Source organism: Bradyrhizobium sp. P5_C11_2, assembly GCF_054049755.1.
In genome coordinates, this window is record NZ_JBFULT010000111.1 from 1 (window position 1) to 15,425 (window position 15,425).

The window sequence follows — 15,425 nt, forward strand, 5'->3', positions numbered from 1 at the left end:
GAAGACCTCTTGGGCGGAGGTCTCTTGGGTGGAGAGGCCGGCAGCGGCCGTTGCATTGTCGCTTTGCCAGCGGGGAGCCATTTGGGAATATCAACCCGACAACCGACGCGTCACGTTCTATGACTTGGAAGCGCACCAAGACGCATGAACGTAGTGGCAGCGCCAAAGGTAACATTCGACAGTATCGGGGTAAAGGATCACCGCCGCGGGAGGCAAATCACTTTCGTCTATATTGGGACGGGGACTCCAACAGATATTCCGATCTTTCGGGGAATAAACCTCGATTGCGGTGGTTGCGGAACTTGATCCTATCCAATGGACGCCGGCTTGAGAATGTCTTCCAGCCCGATCAGGCGGAGCAGTTCCGCGCGTGCGTGGTCGGCGACGGCGTCGACGGCTGCGGCCCCGTCGTCATCCGGATCGAAATGAACTCGCAGAGGGCGCTGGCCGAATGGCATGTTCACGACATCGGCTACGGCGCTCGCGACCTCTTGCGGGGCTCGATCCCTCGGCGAAAGCTGCGCAAGTCCTGAGAGCGCAATTTCGCTGACGTCGGCGGTCGGGCCATCCGCATATTCCTCGGCCCGAGCGGTGTCCACTGGCCGGCCGGAGCGAAGGTAATGGCCGGGCCCGAGCGCGCTGGGAACAACGATGGTTGTCTCAACGCCCCAACGCGCGAGCTCGCCGGCATAACCGAGCGCGAGCGCGTCGATGGCGGCTTTTGACGAGGCATAGGCGCCGAGGAAGGGTACGGAGCCGCCACGCGCACTGCTCGACGTGATCCATATCAGCAGCCCCTGGCCCTGCTTGCGYAATTGTGGCAATGCCGCGCGATTGAGGCGCTGCGCGTTCAGCACGTTGGTATCGTAGAGCTCGGCGAGCTGCTCCGGCGTAAAGGCCTCGGTYGGTCCGTAAACGATCTGCCGTGCATTGTGCACGACGACGTCGAGGCGGCCTTCTTCGGCGATGATGGCTTCGATGGCCGAATTCACGGAGGCTTCCGAGGAGACGTCGAACTCGATGGGACGAAGACCGACGCCGTCGTTGCCGGTCTCTGCTCCGGCCTCATCGAGGCCGTGCACATTGGGGCCATCCGCTTTCCGCATTGAAACGTAGACCGTGTGACCCGCCCGTACCAGTTCCTTGCAGGTGCTCCGTCCGATGCGGTTTGCAGCTCCTGTGAGAATGATCACTTTGCTCATTGGATTCCCAATCGCGCGCGCGACCTTCGCGAGAGTGGGCAACGACGTTGCGATGCGGTCCATCGTCTGGTGTTCGGGCCGCTGCCCTCGCGAGAGAGCCTCTGACATAGGACCCGCCGCAAGGCGGGTCTTTCGAGCGTGATGTGTGATTTTCAAAACGCACGAAAGATTTCCAGAACGCCCGAAGCGGGGTCGTATGAGCCTCCGGCCAGGGCTCGAGCCAGGAAGGCCGGGCAGAAGCTGGCGTGCCTTCGCGAAATTGGCCGTGAGTTTGAGAAGATCGCAGCCGCGGCGGCCCGCTAAAACGACCTCTCGTTACTCGACAATGGGGCTGCGCGTATCCGGTCGCCAGGCGGTCGCGGGGCGCGCGAGGAGACCGAATGAATCTGCCAGGCAAGCCATCGCGCTCGGGTCTTGGATCGCTCGTCATGATTGCAGCCGTCCTCGGCGGTGGCGCCGCTGCGTTCGCATATACGGCAGGGTGGCTCTCACCCGAGCGCCTGACCCCGGCGCGGATGATCGCAGCATTGACGCCTCCAAGCGGCGTGCCGCTCGGGCACCGGCGAAATCATGCCAAGGGAATCTGCTTCACCGGGACGTTCGAGGCGAACGGAAACGGCGTGGAACTCTCCCGGGCCAAGGTGTTCGAGCAGGGTCGGTATCCAGCCTTGGGCCGTTTCAATCTCGGCACCGCCGATCCGAACGCGGTCGATGCGACCGTGCGCGTGCGCGGCATGGGATTGCAGATCACGGCAGCGGATGGCGAGGCGTGGCGGATGGCGATGATCAACCCGCCGTTCTTCGCAGTTTCGACGCCGCAGGCGTTTCACGACCTGCTGATCGCATCCGGCAAGAAGGATCCGGAGGCGATGAAGGCGTTCATCCAGGCAAATCCGGAATTCGGTCCCTTCGCGGCCTGGGCCAAGACGGCGCCCTGGACCGGCAGTTATGCGGAAGAGCCTTATCACGGCCTCAACAGCTTCGTGTTCACGGATGCGAAGGGCGGCGACCACACGGTGCGATGGTCGCTGCTGCCCTCGGCACGACCGGTTCCGATCTCGCAGGCCGACCTCGAAAAGCGCGGTCCGGATTTTCTCGAGCAGGAGATCACGGAACGGGTCCGGAGCGCCGGGCCGCTACGATGGACCATGGTCACGACCGTGGCCGATCCGGGCGATCCGACCGCGGACCCGAGCAAGCCGTGGCCGGAGACCCGTCGCACCGTGCAGGTCGGAACGCTGATCGTGCAGCGGATCGAGCCGGAGCGGGATGGGCCGTGCCGCGACATCAACTTCGATCCGGCCGTCCTGCCGCAGGGAATCCGGGTATCGGACGATCCGTTCCCGGCTGCACGCTCATCGGTCTACCGCAGGTCCTACGATCTGCGCGCTGCCGAGGCCAAGGATTATCCGCGAACCGAGGCCGCCAAGCCATGACCACCGCTCCGCATCGTTTTGCCCTGATCCAGCGGCTCCTGCACTGGCTGATGGCGGTTTGCATCCTGGCCATGCTTTTCATTGGCGCCGGGATGGTCGCCACCATCGCGCCGAAATATCTGCCGCTCATCCTGCTCCACAAGACGCTCGGCGTCACGCTGCTGGTCCTCGTCCTGATCAGGCTGGCGTTGCGGCTGTATTACGGCGCGCCGCCATTGCCGGCCGATCTCCCGGGAACCATGAAGCTCGGAGCGAGATTGTCGCACCAGCTCCTGTATGGTCTCATGATCGTCTTGCCGGTGCTCGGCCTCGGCATGCTCTGGGCCGCGGCCTATCCGGTCGTCCTGTATGGCGGGATTCAAATTCCCCCGCTGCTGCCGCAGAGCGACGGCGTGCACACGCTGCTGTGGAATGCCCACGCCTATCTGGGCTTCGCGTTCTTTGCCCTCGTGCTGCTGCATCTGGCGGCGGGGCTGTTCCACGCATTGATCCGCCGCGATGGCGTATTCGGGACGATGGCGCTTCTGCCGCTGCGGGACAGGATGACACGAGCGGAGTGAACGCGGCCAGCGTGCCGGCAGGCGCCCGTCGCAGGCGTGCGATCCAAAAATGCTCCTGCGGGCCGGAAAGACCGCTTGCGCGCCGGGCGGCTAGGATTTTTCAACCTCCAACAAGGATGCCGACCATGACCAAAGCAGATATCCAAAGCCCGACGGACCTCGGAGCCAACGCGAACCGGGACGTTCCAGCCGCGCTGAGGGCGCTGCTGGCCGACGTTTTCGCGCTCTACCTGAAGACCAAGAACTTCCACTGGCACGTATCGGGCCGCCACTTTCGCGACTACCACCTCCTGCTCGACGAGCAGGCCGACCAGATCTTCGCGATGACCGACGACATCGCCGAGCGCGCGCRCAAGATCGGCGGAACGACGCTGCGCTCGATCGGCCAGATCGCACGCGAGCAGCGCATTCTCGACAACGACGCCGACTATGTCGATCCGCAGGACATGCTGGCCGAGCTGCGCAGCGACAATCAGCAGCTGACGCGGGAAATGCGCCGGGTCCACGAGCTCTGCGACGAATATGGCGATATCGCCACCGCAAGCCTCCTGGAAAACTGGATTGACGAGACGGAACGGCGCGTCTGGTTCCTGTACGAGACCGGCCGCAGCGGTCCGAATTCGTAAGTGCAGCGCATGCCGTTCGGCCGGGAAGCGGGTGAAGGATGAGCAGCCTCTCGGACCTCCTGCCGGATGGCGACGTAAGGGCGGAGCGCCTGCTTTTGCGCGATTTCGCGCATCGGATCGATGACGAGCTTGCCTCGGTGATCGATCTGGTGTCGAAGGCGGCCAACCGCTGCGACGGCGCGGAAGCGAGGGCTGCCCTCGCTTCCGTGCAGGACAGGCTGGAAAGTCACGCGCGGCTTTACCGCGCGCTGCAAATGCCGCAGTTCACCACCACCGTCGATCTCGCGGCCTATCTTCAGCAATTGTGCCGGTCGATCAGCCGCTCGAGCCTCGAAGGCGAGGGGATTGCGCTCTCACTTCTGCTGCACCCGCTGAAGATCAACTCCGAGCGCTGCTGGCTGTTGGGGATGATCGTCTTCGAAGCGATCACCAATGCGGCGCGCCACGTCGCCCATGGCGGGGCAGGCGCCATTCATCTCGAAGTGCGGGGGACGGCAACGTCGATCGCGTGCTGCATCACGGACAATGGCCCATTCGACGAGAGCCGGTATCGGGAAGAAGACCGATCCATCGTCGAGACGCTCGCCGCGCATCTGCACGGAACGGTCGATGTTTCCGTCGGACCCGATGGGACCAGGACCGTCGTGAACGTCCCGCGTTAGTCGTGGATCGTGCCGTGACGCCTGCCGCCGGGCTCGCTGCTGGGCGGGTCTGTCGGCTACGCGCCCGTCCATTGCCCGCTTCTCTCGCGACGATCCGCATCGTGCGGATGAAATAATATCGCTGCGTCCTCGAAAGATGGCCCAGGGCCGATCTTTGTACGCTTGCGCCCATTCATGACCGGCGGACCGGTCTGCGAACAAGGGTCAAGCCATGACTGATATATCGAACTCGAAGACCTCGCTCGGTAAGGCCATCCACGCGATCACCGGAAAATGGGGCTGGTTCGTTGCGCTGGGGGTCGGTGAACTGATCCTCGGCGGTGTTGCATCCGCAAATCTGATGGCGGCGAGCCTCGCTTCCGTGCTGGTCATCGGCGCCACCATGGCGGCCGCCGGCATTTTCCAGATCGTGCATGCCTTTTCGGTGCGCGGCCTCCGTGGATTCCTGTTTTGGCTGCTCGCGGGGATCGTCTATGGAGCCGCGGGCGTCATCATCCTCTACGACCCGATCCTGGCCTCGTTCACGCTGTCCCTCGTGGTGTGCGCCTTCCTGGTCGTCGCCGGGGCGATACGGATCTGGGCCGGCTTCCATATGCGGCCGGCCGCGGGCTGGCGCTGGATCGCGGCTGCCGGCGTTCTGACCTTCTGCGTCGGCGTCCTGCTGATCGCGAGCTGGCCCGCCATCGGCCTGTGGCTGCTCGGTGCGATGCTGGTCGTCGACCTGATCTTCCAGGGATGGGGATTCATCGCTTTCGGGATCGCGCTCAGGAGCCGTGCTTCGCGCCATTCGGCCCAGCCGGCGACAGTGTGAGCCATGATGACGGGATCGACATTCACGCGGCATTGGGAAATTGCCTGGCGCGGCGGTCAGACCAAATCGGCTTCGCGATTGGTCGCCGAGGAGACCGCCATCGCGCTCACGTATAATGGGTCGACCCATGCCGTGATGATGGGGACGCCGGCCGATCTGGAAGATTTCGGGATCGGTTTCAGCCTCACCGAGGCCATCGTCGACCGCGTGAACGAGATCAGCAGCATCGAGCTGGTCCCGAACGAGCTCGGCATCGAGGTGCGGATGTGGCTCGATGGCGACCGCGCGGCATCGCTGGCGGCGCGGCGCCGGGCCATCAGCGGCCCCGTCGGATGCGGGCTATGCGGCATCGAGAGCCTCGAGCAGGCACGCCGCGCGCCGTCGCGGGTGGCGAGCCGGAGCCACGCCTTTCACGCGCGGGACTTGCTGGGCGCCATGCAGGCGCTGTCTCCCCTCCAGATCCTGAATCAGCAGACGCGGTCGGTCCACGCGGCGGCGTTCTGGCATCCTCGCACCGGCATCGGCCCGGTCAGGGAGGATGTCGGCCGGCACAATGCGCTCGACAAGCTCGCCGGTTCGCTCGTTCGCGAGGGGAGATCGGCTTGCGATGGCGCCGTGCTGCTGACGAGCCGCGTTTCGGTCGAGATGGTGCAGAAGGCGGCCATGATCGGCGCACCGGTCATCGTGGCCGTTTCCGCGCCGACCGCACTCGCAATCCGGACTGCGGACGAGGCGGGGATTACGCTGCTCGCGATCGCCCGCGATGACGGATACGGCGTATTCACGCACCCGCGCCGCGTCCTGCTGCCTGAAGAGGCCGCGCGACGCGCCGGCGGCTGATCTCACGGGCGGACGAATATGGCGATCCAGGCCGTGTCTCCAGAGCTGGAAGTCGAGGCGTCTGTCGGCATCTACGCTCCGGAGCGGTCGCTTCTCGTCGCATCTCTCCTGAGCATGTCCGGTGGCTTTCTCGACGCCTTTACCTGGCTCTCGCTCGGCGGCGTGTTTGCAAGTTCGCAAACCGGCAATGTCGTGTTCCTCGGCGTCTACGCCATGTCCGGCCAATGGCAGCAGGCGGTCCACCATCTGCTTCCGATTGCCGCCTTTCTCCTCGGCGCGTCGATCGCGATCCGCATCCGGGCGCCGCTGCTCTGCCTCGCCGGAGAGATCGCCTGCCTGGCAGCAATGATGCTATTGCTTCATCGCGTTCCGGATATGGTCGCGATCCCCGGAATCTCCTTTGGTGTCGCGCTGCAGTCGGCCAGCTTCAGGCAGGTCGAGCGCTGGAAGTATCTCTCCATGACCGTCACCGGCAACATGCTCCGCGCCATCGACCAGTCCGTTGCGACGTCCGATCGTGATGCGGCACGCGGCGCCGGAACCATGCTCCTGCTTTGCCTGATGTTCCTGTTGGGAGCCGCCATCAGCGGTTGCGTGACGAGGTGGTTGGGCGCGTGGAGCCTTGCCCTGCCGATCGCGTCGTCGGTGTGCGTTCTCTGGCTCTGCCGCCGGCCGCGCTGACGCTCGGTCGTCGATCGGAACTTTTTGCACCCGTGACAGCCCCGCGCTCATCGATGCGCGAAGCGCCCACCATGCCATTGCGCAAAAGGACGTTCGTTCACGGAAGCCCGCGTGCCGTGCGGACCATAAGCTTTCCCGCAGTGCCGAGATGGCCCTTCCGACACCAACTGCCACGAGAGGCAAGGATGAACGATCTCCGTAAAGAGACAGACAGCCTGGGCGAAGTCGACGTTGCCGCTGACAAGCTCTGGGGTGCCCAGACGCAGCGCTCGCTGGAGCATTTCAGCATCGGCAAGGACCTGATGCCGCGTGAGATGATCCAGTCCTACGCGATCCTGAAGAAAGCGGCTGCGAACGCAAATTGTGCCGGCGGGCGTCTGGATGGCAAGATCCACAAGCTGATCGTCCATGTCTGCGACGAGATACTCGCCGGCCAGCATCAGGACATGTTTCCGCTTCACGTCTGGATGACGGGCAGCGGAACGCAGTTCAACATGAACGTGAACGAGGTGATCTCGAACCGATGCTGCCAGCTCGCAGGCACGCCGCTCGGGAGCAAGCACCCGGTCCACCCGAACGATCACGTCAACATGTCGCAGTCGTCGAACGACAGCTTTCCGTCGGCCATGTACATCGCGGCCGCCATGAACGTGACGCAGCGTCTCGTGCCGGCGGTCGAGGCACTGCATGACGCGATCGCTGGAAAGGCGGACCAGTGGGACGACGTCGTCAAGATCGGCCGAACCCACATGCAGGATGCGACCCCGCTGACGCTGGGACAGGAGTGGTCCGGTTACGCGGGCATGCTCGCCGACGATCTGGCGCGTATCGACGACGCGCTCAAGGGCGTGTTCCGGCTCGCATTGGGCGGCACGGCGGTCGGCACCGGGATCAATGCGGCCCCGGGCTTCGCCGAGGCCGTTGCTGCCGAAATCGCACGGCTGACGGGACTGCCCTTCGTCAGCGCGCCGAACAAGTTCGCCGTGCAGGGCGCGCACGATGCGTTGGTGCAGCTGTCCGGCACTCTCCGCACGCTCGCCGGCTCGCTCTACAAGATCGCCAATGACATCCGTCTGATGTCCTGCGGTCCGCGCGCGGGCTTCGCCGAATTGCTGATCCCCGAGAACGAGCCGGGTTCCTCGATCATGCCGGGCAAGGTCAATCCGACGCAGGCGGAAGCGCTGACGATGATTGCCGTGCAGGTGATGGCGAACGACGTCGCCGTCGGGTTCGGCGGAGCCGGCGGCTACCTGGAAATGAACGTCTACAAGCCGCTGATCATCCACAACATCGCGCAGTCCGTCACCATTCTCACCGACGGTTGCACGAACTTCCGCACCTTCCTCGTCGAGGGCACCGAACCGAACCGCAAGAAGATCAAGGAGTATGTCGACAGGTCGCTGATGCTTGTGACCGCGCTGGCGCCGGTGATCGGCTACGACAAGGCGTCGCGGATCGCGCATTACGCGATGGACAATGACCTCACCCTGAAGTCGGCGGCGCTGAAGCTCGGTTTCGTGACCGAGCCGGAGTTCGACCGCATCGTGGATCCCGCCAAGATGGTCAAACCCTATGTTGCCGAGATCAAGGTGCCGCTCGCAATCGGCGCGAAGGCCGGCTGAAGGAGCCGACGCGATGATCCGGTGCGTCAAACTTTGGACGGGTGCGGACGGCAAGTCGCACTTCGAGGAAGGTGTCATCGAGCTCGAGCGCGGAGCCAGGGGCGACGCACTCAGCGCGAAGCTTCAGGTCGGCGCCGCGTCGTTCCACGAGACGGATGTGGATCCGAAACTCGGATGGCATCCGGATGCCGTGCGGCAGCTCGTCATGTCCCTGAGCGGCACGCTGCGGTTCGAGACATCGGACGGAAGCTTCGTGCTTCATCCGGGCGACGTCCTGTTCACGGAAGATGTCAGCGGAGCGGGCCACAATTGGACCATGTTGGACGAGGAGCCGTGGCGCCGCCTCTACACGCCGCTCGAACCGGATGCCGTGGTGCCGTTCCGCCCGACGACCACTCCGCAAGCAATGCAATAACAGCAAGGACAGAAACCATGATCCGTTGTGTGCGCCTATGGACCGGACAGGACAACAACTCGCATTTCGAGGAAGGCGTCATTGAGCTTGAGCCGGGCCAGCGTGGCGACTTGCTGACTGGCAAGATCGATGTCGCCAGCGTCTCGTTCCAGKAAACCGAATCGGGCGGGGCTTTCGCCTGGCACACCGCGCCGATCCGCCAGCTGGTGATCACGCTGAGCGGAACGCTCGATTTCCAGACCCGTGACGGCCATCACTTCCTGCTTCATCCCGGCAACATCCTGCTTGCCGAAGACACCGTGGGCTCGGGACACAGCTGGAAACTGACGGACGATTCGTCCTGGCGCCGTGCCTATTTGATCCTGCGACCGGGAGCCGTTGTGCCGTTCCGCGCCAAAGCGCGGCAATCGGTCGGGGCCTGATCGAGCAATCCAGAATCGCGCAATCCAGAACAGCAACGCTCAACGAAGAGAAACGACCATGCAAGCAACCTCCGACCGCGAAATCGACGTTGTCCTCATCGGCGCAGGCATCATGAGCGCCACGCTCGGCGTCCTCCTCAAGGAGCTGGAGCCGTCTCTCTCGATCCAGGCGTTCGAGGTTTTGGCGGATTGCGCGCTGGAAAGCTCCGACTCCTGGAACAATGCCGGTACCGGACATGCGGCGAACTGCGAGATGAACTACACGCCGCAGCGGCCCGACGGCAGTATCGACATCTCCAAGGCGCTCCAGGTCAACGTCGAGTTCGACCTCTCCCGGCAGCTCTGGTCCTACCTGATCGACAAGGGGGCGATTGCGGATCCGTGCGCCTTCATCCATCCGGTGCCGCATATGAGCTTCGTGCACGGTGCGGAGAACGTCGCGTTCCTCGGCAAGCGGTTCAAGGCGATGTCGGCCCATCATTGCTATGAGGGCATGGAACATACCGAGGATCCGAGGCAGATTGCCGAATGGGCGCCGCTGGTGATGGACGGAAGGAGCGGCGACGAACCGGTTGCCGCAACGCGCATCATCACCGGCACCGACGTCGATTACGGCTCGTTGACGCATCTGCTGGTTGGTCATCTCGTCAGCCAGCCAGGCTGCGCGGTCCACTACAACAGCTGCGTCACCGGTCTTGACCGGGAGCAGGGCGGCCGGTGGCGCGTCGGAGTGCGGGACACCGCGAGCGGCGAGACCCGCTCGGTCCGCGCAAAATTCGTCTTCATCGGAGCCGGCGGCGGTGCGCTGCCGCTGCTGGAGAAATCCGGCATCCCGGAGGGGCGCGGCTATGGCGGTTTTCCCGTCAGCGGAATCTGGCTGCGCTGCGACGATCCGGAGATCAACAAACGTCACCATGCCAAGGTCTACGGCAAGGCCGCGGTCGGCTCGCCGCCGATGTCCGTGCCGCATCTCGATACGCGCGTGATCGGCGGTCAGCACTCGCTGCTGTTCGGCCCCTATGCGGGCTTCTCGAGCAAGTTCCTCAAGCATGGCTCGCTGCTCGACCTGTTCGAATCTATTCGTCCTGCCAACGTCAAGCCGCTGCTTTCGGTGGCGCGCGACAATTTCGATCTCACCGAATATCTGGTCGGGCAGGTGCTGCAGTCCGAGAGCCATCGTCTTGCGGCGCTCGACGAATATTTTCCGAAGGCCGACCCGAAGGACTGGCGATTGCAGGTCGCGGGCCAGCGCGTCCAGATCATCAAGCCCGACGTCAAGCGGGGTGGGCTGCTCGAGTTCGGGACCGAGCTCGTCGGCGCGGACGATCATTCGCTGGTGGCCTTGCTCGGCGCCTCGCCGGGCGCCTCCACCGCGGCATTCATCGCCATCAGCGTGCTGGAGAAGTGCTTCGCCCGCGAGCTGACGGCGAGCGCCTGGCTGCCGAAGCTGAAGAAGATCATCCCGTCCTATGGCGTGTCGCTGATCGATGACGCGGAGTTCTGTCGTCAGATTCGCGCAGCGACAGCCGCGGTCCTCAAGGTCGACGACATCCAGCGGCCGGCCGCACGCGCGCCATCGGCTGCGAAACGAGCCTGAGCCAAGGGGGGCTTTGCGATGGATCCGACGGCGCTGCTCCTCTCACGGCTGCAATTTGCCTTCACCATCTCGTTTCACATCATCTTCCCGGCATTCACGATCGGGCTTGCCGCCTGGCTCACCGTGCTCGAAGCGATGCACTTGTACAGCGGCAAGTCGGTCTACCGGACCCTGTTCGAGTTCTGGCTCAAGATCTTCGGCGTCGCCTTTGGCATGGGCGTGGTCTCGGGCGTCGTGATGGCATTCCAGTTCGGAACGAACTGGAGCGTGCTCTCGAAGATGTCAGGGCCGATCCAGGGGCCGCTGCTGTCCTACGAGACCTTCACCGCCTTCATGCTGGAAGCGAGCTTCTTCGGCATCCTCATCTTCGGGCGGACCCGGGTGCCGCCCTGGTTCTACCTGTTCTCCACAGCCATGGTGGCGCTCGGAACGACGCTTTCGGCGTTCTGGATCATGGTCAACAACAGCTGGATGCAGGTGCCGACCGGCTACGTCATGCAGAATGGTCAGTTCGTGCCCGACGACTGGGCGCAGATCATCTTCAACCGGGTGGTCTGGGTCCGGTTTCCGCACATGCTGCTCGCGTCCTACCTGACCGGCGCGTTCTGCGTGGCGGCAACTGGCGCGTGGTATCTGTTGCGGCGGACCTATCGTCCCGAGGCGCTCGTGATGCTGCACATGGGCCTTGCGCTCGCAGCGGTGCTGCTTCCGGTCCAGCTCTTCATCGGTCATCTCGTCGGCGACTATGTCCACGATTACCAGCCGGTCAAGTTCGCCGCGATCGAGGCTCGCTGGCATGACGAGCAGCCGGCCTCAGAGGTGCTGATCGGGATCCCCGATTCCGCCACCGAATCCAACAAATACGCCATATCGATTCCGGTTCTCGGGAGCATCATCGGGAGCATGAGTCTGACCTCGAAGGAGGTCGGTCTGACCAGCTTCGCGCCCGAGGACCGGCCGCCGGTGGTGATCCCGTTCTTCACCTTCCGCATCATGGTCGGTTGCGGGCTTGTGATGCTGGGGCTGGCGTGGCTCGGGACCTGGCTCGGCCTCAAGCGTCGCCTCGAGCGGAGCCGCCTGCTGCTTTGGGGTATCTTCCTCAGCTTTCCGTTGCCGTGGATCGCGATCCTCACCGGCTGGTACACCGCGGAAGTGGGCCGTCAGCCCTGGACCGTCTACGGGGTGCTGCGGACCGCCGATGCGGTAACGCCGTCCCTGACCGCGGCGGCCGCGACGGCTTCGCTGATCCTGTTCGTCGCGGTCTACGCCTTCATCTTCTCGTTCGGCACCTACTACATCTACCGGCTGCTGCGCGCCGGTCCGGCGGGGCTCGGCGGCAAGCCGCTGCACATCCCCGTGCCAAATCGGCCGATGTCGCTCGCCGACCGGGCGGCGGAGACGCGCAGCTTTATCAAGGCGGGAGAATAACCATGGTGATGTTCTGGGTTGCGCTCCTTGCCATCAGCATTCTGATCTACCTCCTCCTCGACGGGTTCGACCTCGGCGTCGGCATGCTGTTCGGCCTGGCCAACGGGAAGGCGAAGCGGGACGATATGCTGGGCACGATTGCTCCGGTCTGGGATGGCAATGAAACCTGGCTGATCGTCACGGGCGTGATCATGTGGGGCGCCTTTCCCGCGGTCTATGCCATGGTGATGCCGGCCTTCTATATCCCGGTCGTGGTGATGCTGCTCGGATTGATCCTGCGCGGCGTGGCATTCGAATTTCGCGGCAAGGCGCAGCGCTCGCGCTGGGTCTGGGACGTCAGCTTCTCGGCAGGCTCGTTGGCCGCGAGCTTCATGCAGGGGGCGATGGTCGGCGCCCTCGTCCAGGGACTTCAATTCTCGAACGGTGAATATACCGGCGGCACCTTCGGTTGGCTGACGGCCTTCTCCGTGCTGTGCGGGATCGGACTCTGCTTTGGTTACGCGCTGCTCGGCGCGTGTTGGCTGGTGAGGAAGTGCGAAGGCCCGGTTCGGGACGACGCGCGGCGTCAGATCCCGCCGCTGGCGGTCGGTGTCCTGGCATTCCTGGTCATCGTCTTCGTCTACGCGCTCGCCGAACATCTTCCGATTCTGCACCGCTGGATCGACCGTCCCTATCTGTTGGTGTTTCCACTGGTCGGCGCCGGCGCTGCGGCGATGCTCGCCAGGAGCATCCTGCGCCACGACGATTATTGGCCGTTTCACATGGTCTCGCTGATCTTCGTGTCGGCCTTCGGAACGCTGGCCCTGTCGTTCTGGCCCTACATGATCCCCTTCGTCGTCACGATCGAGCAGGCCGCGGCGCCCCATGCGAGTCTCGCCTTCATGTTCTGGGGCGCGGGCCTGTTCGTATTCCCGTTGATGCTGCTCTATGTCGCGGTCGGCTATCGCATCTTCCGTGGCAAGGCCGTCTCCGCGGCGGATCACTATTGAGGCCCGCACGACGCCGAAAATGCCGCAAGAAAGGAAAGGCGCCGTCTCCGGCGCCTTTCTCATTCGTGATCCCGTCGTTCAGGCCTTCGGCATGATGCCGGGGCTGTTGTCCGGCCACCGGGCGATCAGCTTCTCGTCGATGTTGAAGTGCTGGGCGACCAGTTTTGGCGGTGTATGCGTCAGCCAATCGGAGAGCGACACCTCCTCGTAGCGAGGCGCGCGGAACACGCCGACGAATTGCAGCTCGGTGTCGCCGACATTCTCGACATAATGGCCGAGATTGCGCGGGACATAACCGATGTCGCCGGCGGCAAAATTCGTCGTCAACGCGTTGGGACCGGTATTGAACACGGTCATCCGCGCCTTGCCCTTGATGTAGTACTGCCACTCGTCCGCGTTCGGATGCCAGTGCATCTCCCTGATGGCGCCTGGGGGCATCGTCACTAGTGCTGCCGCGACGGTGGTGGCTACCTTGAAGTTGGTGCTATCGGCGAGGCGGATGCTTCCGGCGGAACTTTCCTTGACCGGAGCCGAGCTGCCGAGCGAATGGACGAACGGGTAGGGTGGCGCTTCGGCATGCTTGGCGACCGCCGCACGATCTGCAGCAAGATCGCCGGGCAACGTGCCCTGGAAGATCCAGAGATCGTGAAGCGGAATCTTGGCGAAGGATTCGGCCGGGACCCCGAAGTTCTTGGCCAGTACCTCTGGAGGCGTGTGGGCGAGCCAATCCGTCACCAGGAGCGTGTTGAACTCGCTGGCGTGGCCGTCGTCGAAGCAGATCACGAATTCGCAGCCGTCGGGGCCAAGTCCTTGCAGCGAATGCGGCGCGCCTGCTGGAAAATACCAGAGGTCGCCGGGTTTGAGATCGGCGACATAGGGGCGGCCCTGGACATCGAGCACCGTGATGCGGCAGTTGCCGGATGTCATGATCGCCCATTCGGCCGCCTGATGCCAATGCAGCTCGCGGATGCCGCCCGCGGAAAGCCGCATGTTGACGCCGGATATTTCCTTTGAGATTGCGAAATCCTCGACCGTGACCTGCCGGGCCCAGCCGCCGTTCTGGATGCGCCTCGACGCATTGTTGAAGGAAGACCAGTTCAACGGCAGGCCGCCGACGTCGGTTGCCGGCGGCGTCTGCTCCGAGGGAAACTGCCTGGCGAGCGCCGGGTCTTGCGGACCGGGATCGGTCAGGCTTCCGGGTCCCTTGGCATTCACGGCGCCTTGCGGCGGCTCATCCGGATTGCCGAAGGTTGCTGCTTGTGCGCTGGAGCCGACCATGGCGGCACCAGCCGCCGACATGGCCAGCAAATCACGTCGTGAAAACATGTTGGTCGCTCCTGAAAAGTGTCGCGAGCCCAGTGTCGCGACGGGCTCCAAGCGTCCAGACTAGTTTCTGACGGCCGGCTCAGCTTCCGCGAACGGCGTTCCTTTTTCCGGAATGCACTGGCTGCTTCAGGCGCACGGTCCGGACCAAAGCTGTGCAATTGAGAAATTCGAGCTCTGATTTGAAAAGACGCTTCCATCGGGGCAGCCCTTAACTGGCGGGACGACTGCGATATTGAGAGATATTGAAATGACCAGGAAATCGGTGCGTCCCTACCGTGAACCGGCCGGCGGATGGGGCGCTCTCAAGGCGCTCAGCGAGGCCCTGCTGGTGCAGCGGATTCCGGTGAAGGGCGCGGCGACGCTGAGCCGCATGAATCAGCCGGAGGGCTTCGACTGCCCCGGCTGCGCCTGGCCTGATCCGAAACACACCTCTTCATTCGAGTTCTGCGAGAATGGCGGCAAGGCGATTGCCTGGGAAGCGACGTCCAAGCGCTGCGCGCCGGAGTTCTTCGCCGAGCACACCGTCACCGAGCTCGCGGGATGGGGCGACTATGATCTCGAGATGGTCGGACGTCTCACGCATCCGATGGCCTATGACGCTGCCTCCGACCGCTACCTCCCGGTGGAGTGGAGCGATGCCTTCGACATGATCGGTCGCCAGCTCAGGGCGCTGCCGGACCCGAACATGGCGGACTTCTACACGTCCGGGCGAACCTCGAACGAAGCCGCCTTCCTCTACCAGCTGTTCGTGCGCGAATACGGCACCAACAACTTTCCCGACTGTTCCAACATGTGCCATGAGGCGACC

At 63.9% G+C, this 15,425-nt stretch carries 16 protein-coding genes; 14 read left to right on the plus strand and 2 right to left on the minus strand.

Translation table 11 applies throughout. The features are described from left to right. Nucleotides 1–308: 308 nt before the first annotated feature. A complete protein-coding gene (locus ACXJL8_RS13600) occupies nt 309–1,202 on the minus strand; it encodes an SDR family NAD(P)-dependent oxidoreductase (protein WP_456617823.1) in 894 nt (297 codons plus the stop codon). Between the two features lie 380 nt (nt 1,203–1,582). On the opposite strand from ACXJL8_RS13600, the gene ACXJL8_RS13605 reads away from it, so the two are divergent. From ACXJL8_RS13605 to cydB, 13 genes are all read left to right on the plus strand, one after another. After that, the gene (locus ACXJL8_RS13605; RefSeq protein ID WP_456617629.1) at nt 1,583–2,638 is read left to right on the plus strand and encodes a catalase family peroxidase; all 1,056 of its coding nucleotides are present in this window, start codon (nt 1,583–1,585) and stop codon (nt 2,636–2,638) included. Further along, complete coding sequence (locus ACXJL8_RS13610; RefSeq protein ID WP_456617628.1) at nt 2,635–3,198, plus strand: cytochrome b; 564 nt, start codon at nt 2,635–2,637, stop codon at nt 3,196–3,198. Before ACXJL8_RS13605 ends, ACXJL8_RS13610 begins: the two co-directional genes overlap by 4 nt. A 125-nt stretch (nt 3,199–3,323) precedes the next feature. Next, the gene (locus tag ACXJL8_RS13615; protein WP_456685103.1) at nt 3,324–3,824 is read left to right on the plus strand and encodes a Dps family protein; all 501 of its coding nucleotides are present in this window, start codon (nt 3,324–3,326) and stop codon (nt 3,822–3,824) included. A 38-nt stretch (nt 3,825–3,862) separates the two neighbouring features. Then, nucleotides 3,863–4,486 carry a histidine kinase dimerization/phosphoacceptor domain -containing protein gene (locus tag ACXJL8_RS13620; protein WP_456617626.1) on the plus strand — a complete coding sequence of 208 codons (624 nt, stop codon included), beginning with the start codon at nt 3,863–3,865 and terminating at the stop codon, nt 4,484–4,486. 211 nt (nt 4,487–4,697) lie between these two features. Further along, complete coding sequence (locus tag ACXJL8_RS13625) at nt 4,698–5,297, plus strand: HdeD family acid-resistance protein (RefSeq protein ID WP_456617625.1); 600 nt, start codon at nt 4,698–4,700, stop codon at nt 5,295–5,297. 3 nt (nt 5,298–5,300) lie between these two features. Continuing rightward, on the plus strand, nt 5,301–6,137 hold the full coding sequence (fdhD, locus tag ACXJL8_RS13630; RefSeq protein WP_456617624.1) for a formate dehydrogenase accessory sulfurtransferase FdhD: 837 nt from the start codon (nt 5,301–5,303) through the stop codon (nt 6,135–6,137). A gap of 18 nt (nt 6,138–6,155) precedes the next feature. Then, nucleotides 6,156–6,818, plus strand: coding sequence for a YoaK family protein (locus tag ACXJL8_RS13635; RefSeq protein WP_456617623.1), 663 nt, complete (start codon nt 6,156–6,158; stop codon nt 6,816–6,818). Nucleotides 6,819–7,003: 185 nt separating this feature from the next. Then, the gene (gene fumC / locus ACXJL8_RS13640; RefSeq protein ID WP_456617622.1) at nt 7,004–8,440 is read left to right on the plus strand and encodes a class II fumarate hydratase; all 1,437 of its coding nucleotides are present in this window, start codon (nt 7,004–7,006) and stop codon (nt 8,438–8,440) included. Nucleotides 8,441–8,453: 13 nt separating this feature from the next. After that, the gene (locus ACXJL8_RS13645; protein WP_456617621.1) at nt 8,454–8,855 is read left to right on the plus strand and encodes a hypothetical protein; all 402 of its coding nucleotides are present in this window, start codon (nt 8,454–8,456) and stop codon (nt 8,853–8,855) included. Nucleotides 8,856–8,872: 17 nt separating this feature from the next. Beyond that, entirely contained in the window at nt 8,873–9,277 is a 405-nt protein-coding gene (locus ACXJL8_RS13650; RefSeq protein WP_456685104.1) for a hypothetical protein, read from the plus strand. A gap of 22 nt (nt 9,278–9,299) precedes the next feature. Beyond that, nucleotides 9,300–10,874, plus strand: a complete 1,575-nt coding sequence (mqo, locus tag ACXJL8_RS13655; RefSeq protein WP_456617822.1) for a malate dehydrogenase (quinone) — start codon at nt 9,300–9,302, stop codon at nt 10,872–10,874. 18 nt (nt 10,875–10,892) lie between these two features. Next, entirely contained in the window at nt 10,893–12,302 is a 1,410-nt protein-coding gene (locus ACXJL8_RS13660; protein ID WP_456617619.1) for a cytochrome ubiquinol oxidase subunit I, read from the plus strand. 2 nt (nt 12,303–12,304) lie between these two features. Then, nucleotides 12,305–13,291, plus strand: a complete 987-nt coding sequence (gene cydB / locus ACXJL8_RS13665) for a cytochrome d ubiquinol oxidase subunit II (protein ID WP_456617618.1) — start codon at nt 12,305–12,307, stop codon at nt 13,289–13,291. Between the two features lie 78 nt (nt 13,292–13,369). On the opposite strand, the gene ACXJL8_RS13670 is transcribed toward cydB, so the two are convergent. Then, nucleotides 13,370–14,617, minus strand: coding sequence for an oxalate decarboxylase family bicupin (locus tag ACXJL8_RS13670; RefSeq protein ID WP_456617617.1), 1,248 nt, complete (start codon nt 14,615–14,617; stop codon nt 13,370–13,372). A 247-nt stretch (nt 14,618–14,864) separates the two neighbouring features. Here ACXJL8_RS13670 and ACXJL8_RS13675 point away from each other — a divergent pair. Next, nucleotides 14,865–15,425 (plus strand): molybdopterin-dependent oxidoreductase (locus ACXJL8_RS13675; protein WP_456685105.1); only part of this gene is annotated, 561 nt, incomplete at its 3' end.

Excerpts from the sequence above, each read along its gene's own strand:
- ACXJL8_RS13670 (WP_456617617.1), bottom strand. The coding sequence starts at position 14,617 with ATGTTTTCACGACGTGATTTGCTGGCCATGTCGGCGGCTGGTGCCGCC.
- ACXJL8_RS13605 (WP_456617629.1), top strand. The coding sequence starts at position 1,583 with ATGAATCTGCCAGGCAAGCCATCGCGCTCGGGTCTTGGATCGCTCGTC.
- cydB (WP_456617618.1), top strand. The coding sequence starts at position 12,305 with ATGGTGATGTTCTGGGTTGCGCTCCTTGCCATCAGCATTCTGATCTAC.
- fumC (WP_456617622.1), top strand. The coding sequence starts at position 7,004 with ATGAACGATCTCCGTAAAGAGACAGACAGCCTGGGCGAAGTCGACGTT.
- ACXJL8_RS13645 (WP_456617621.1), top strand. The coding sequence starts at position 8,454 with ATGATCCGGTGCGTCAAACTTTGGACGGGTGCGGACGGCAAGTCGCAC.
- ACXJL8_RS13660 (WP_456617619.1), top strand. The coding sequence starts at position 10,893 with ATGGATCCGACGGCGCTGCTCCTCTCACGGCTGCAATTTGCCTTCACC.
- fdhD (WP_456617624.1), top strand. The coding sequence starts at position 5,301 with ATGATGACGGGATCGACATTCACGCGGCATTGGGAAATTGCCTGGCGC.
- ACXJL8_RS13625 (WP_456617625.1), top strand. The coding sequence starts at position 4,698 with ATGACTGATATATCGAACTCGAAGACCTCGCTCGGTAAGGCCATCCAC.
- ACXJL8_RS13610 (WP_456617628.1), top strand. The coding sequence starts at position 2,635 with ATGACCACCGCTCCGCATCGTTTTGCCCTGATCCAGCGGCTCCTGCAC.
- ACXJL8_RS13620 (WP_456617626.1), top strand. The coding sequence starts at position 3,863 with ATGAGCAGCCTCTCGGACCTCCTGCCGGATGGCGACGTAAGGGCGGAG.
- ACXJL8_RS13635 (WP_456617623.1), top strand. The coding sequence starts at position 6,156 with ATGGCGATCCAGGCCGTGTCTCCAGAGCTGGAAGTCGAGGCGTCTGTC.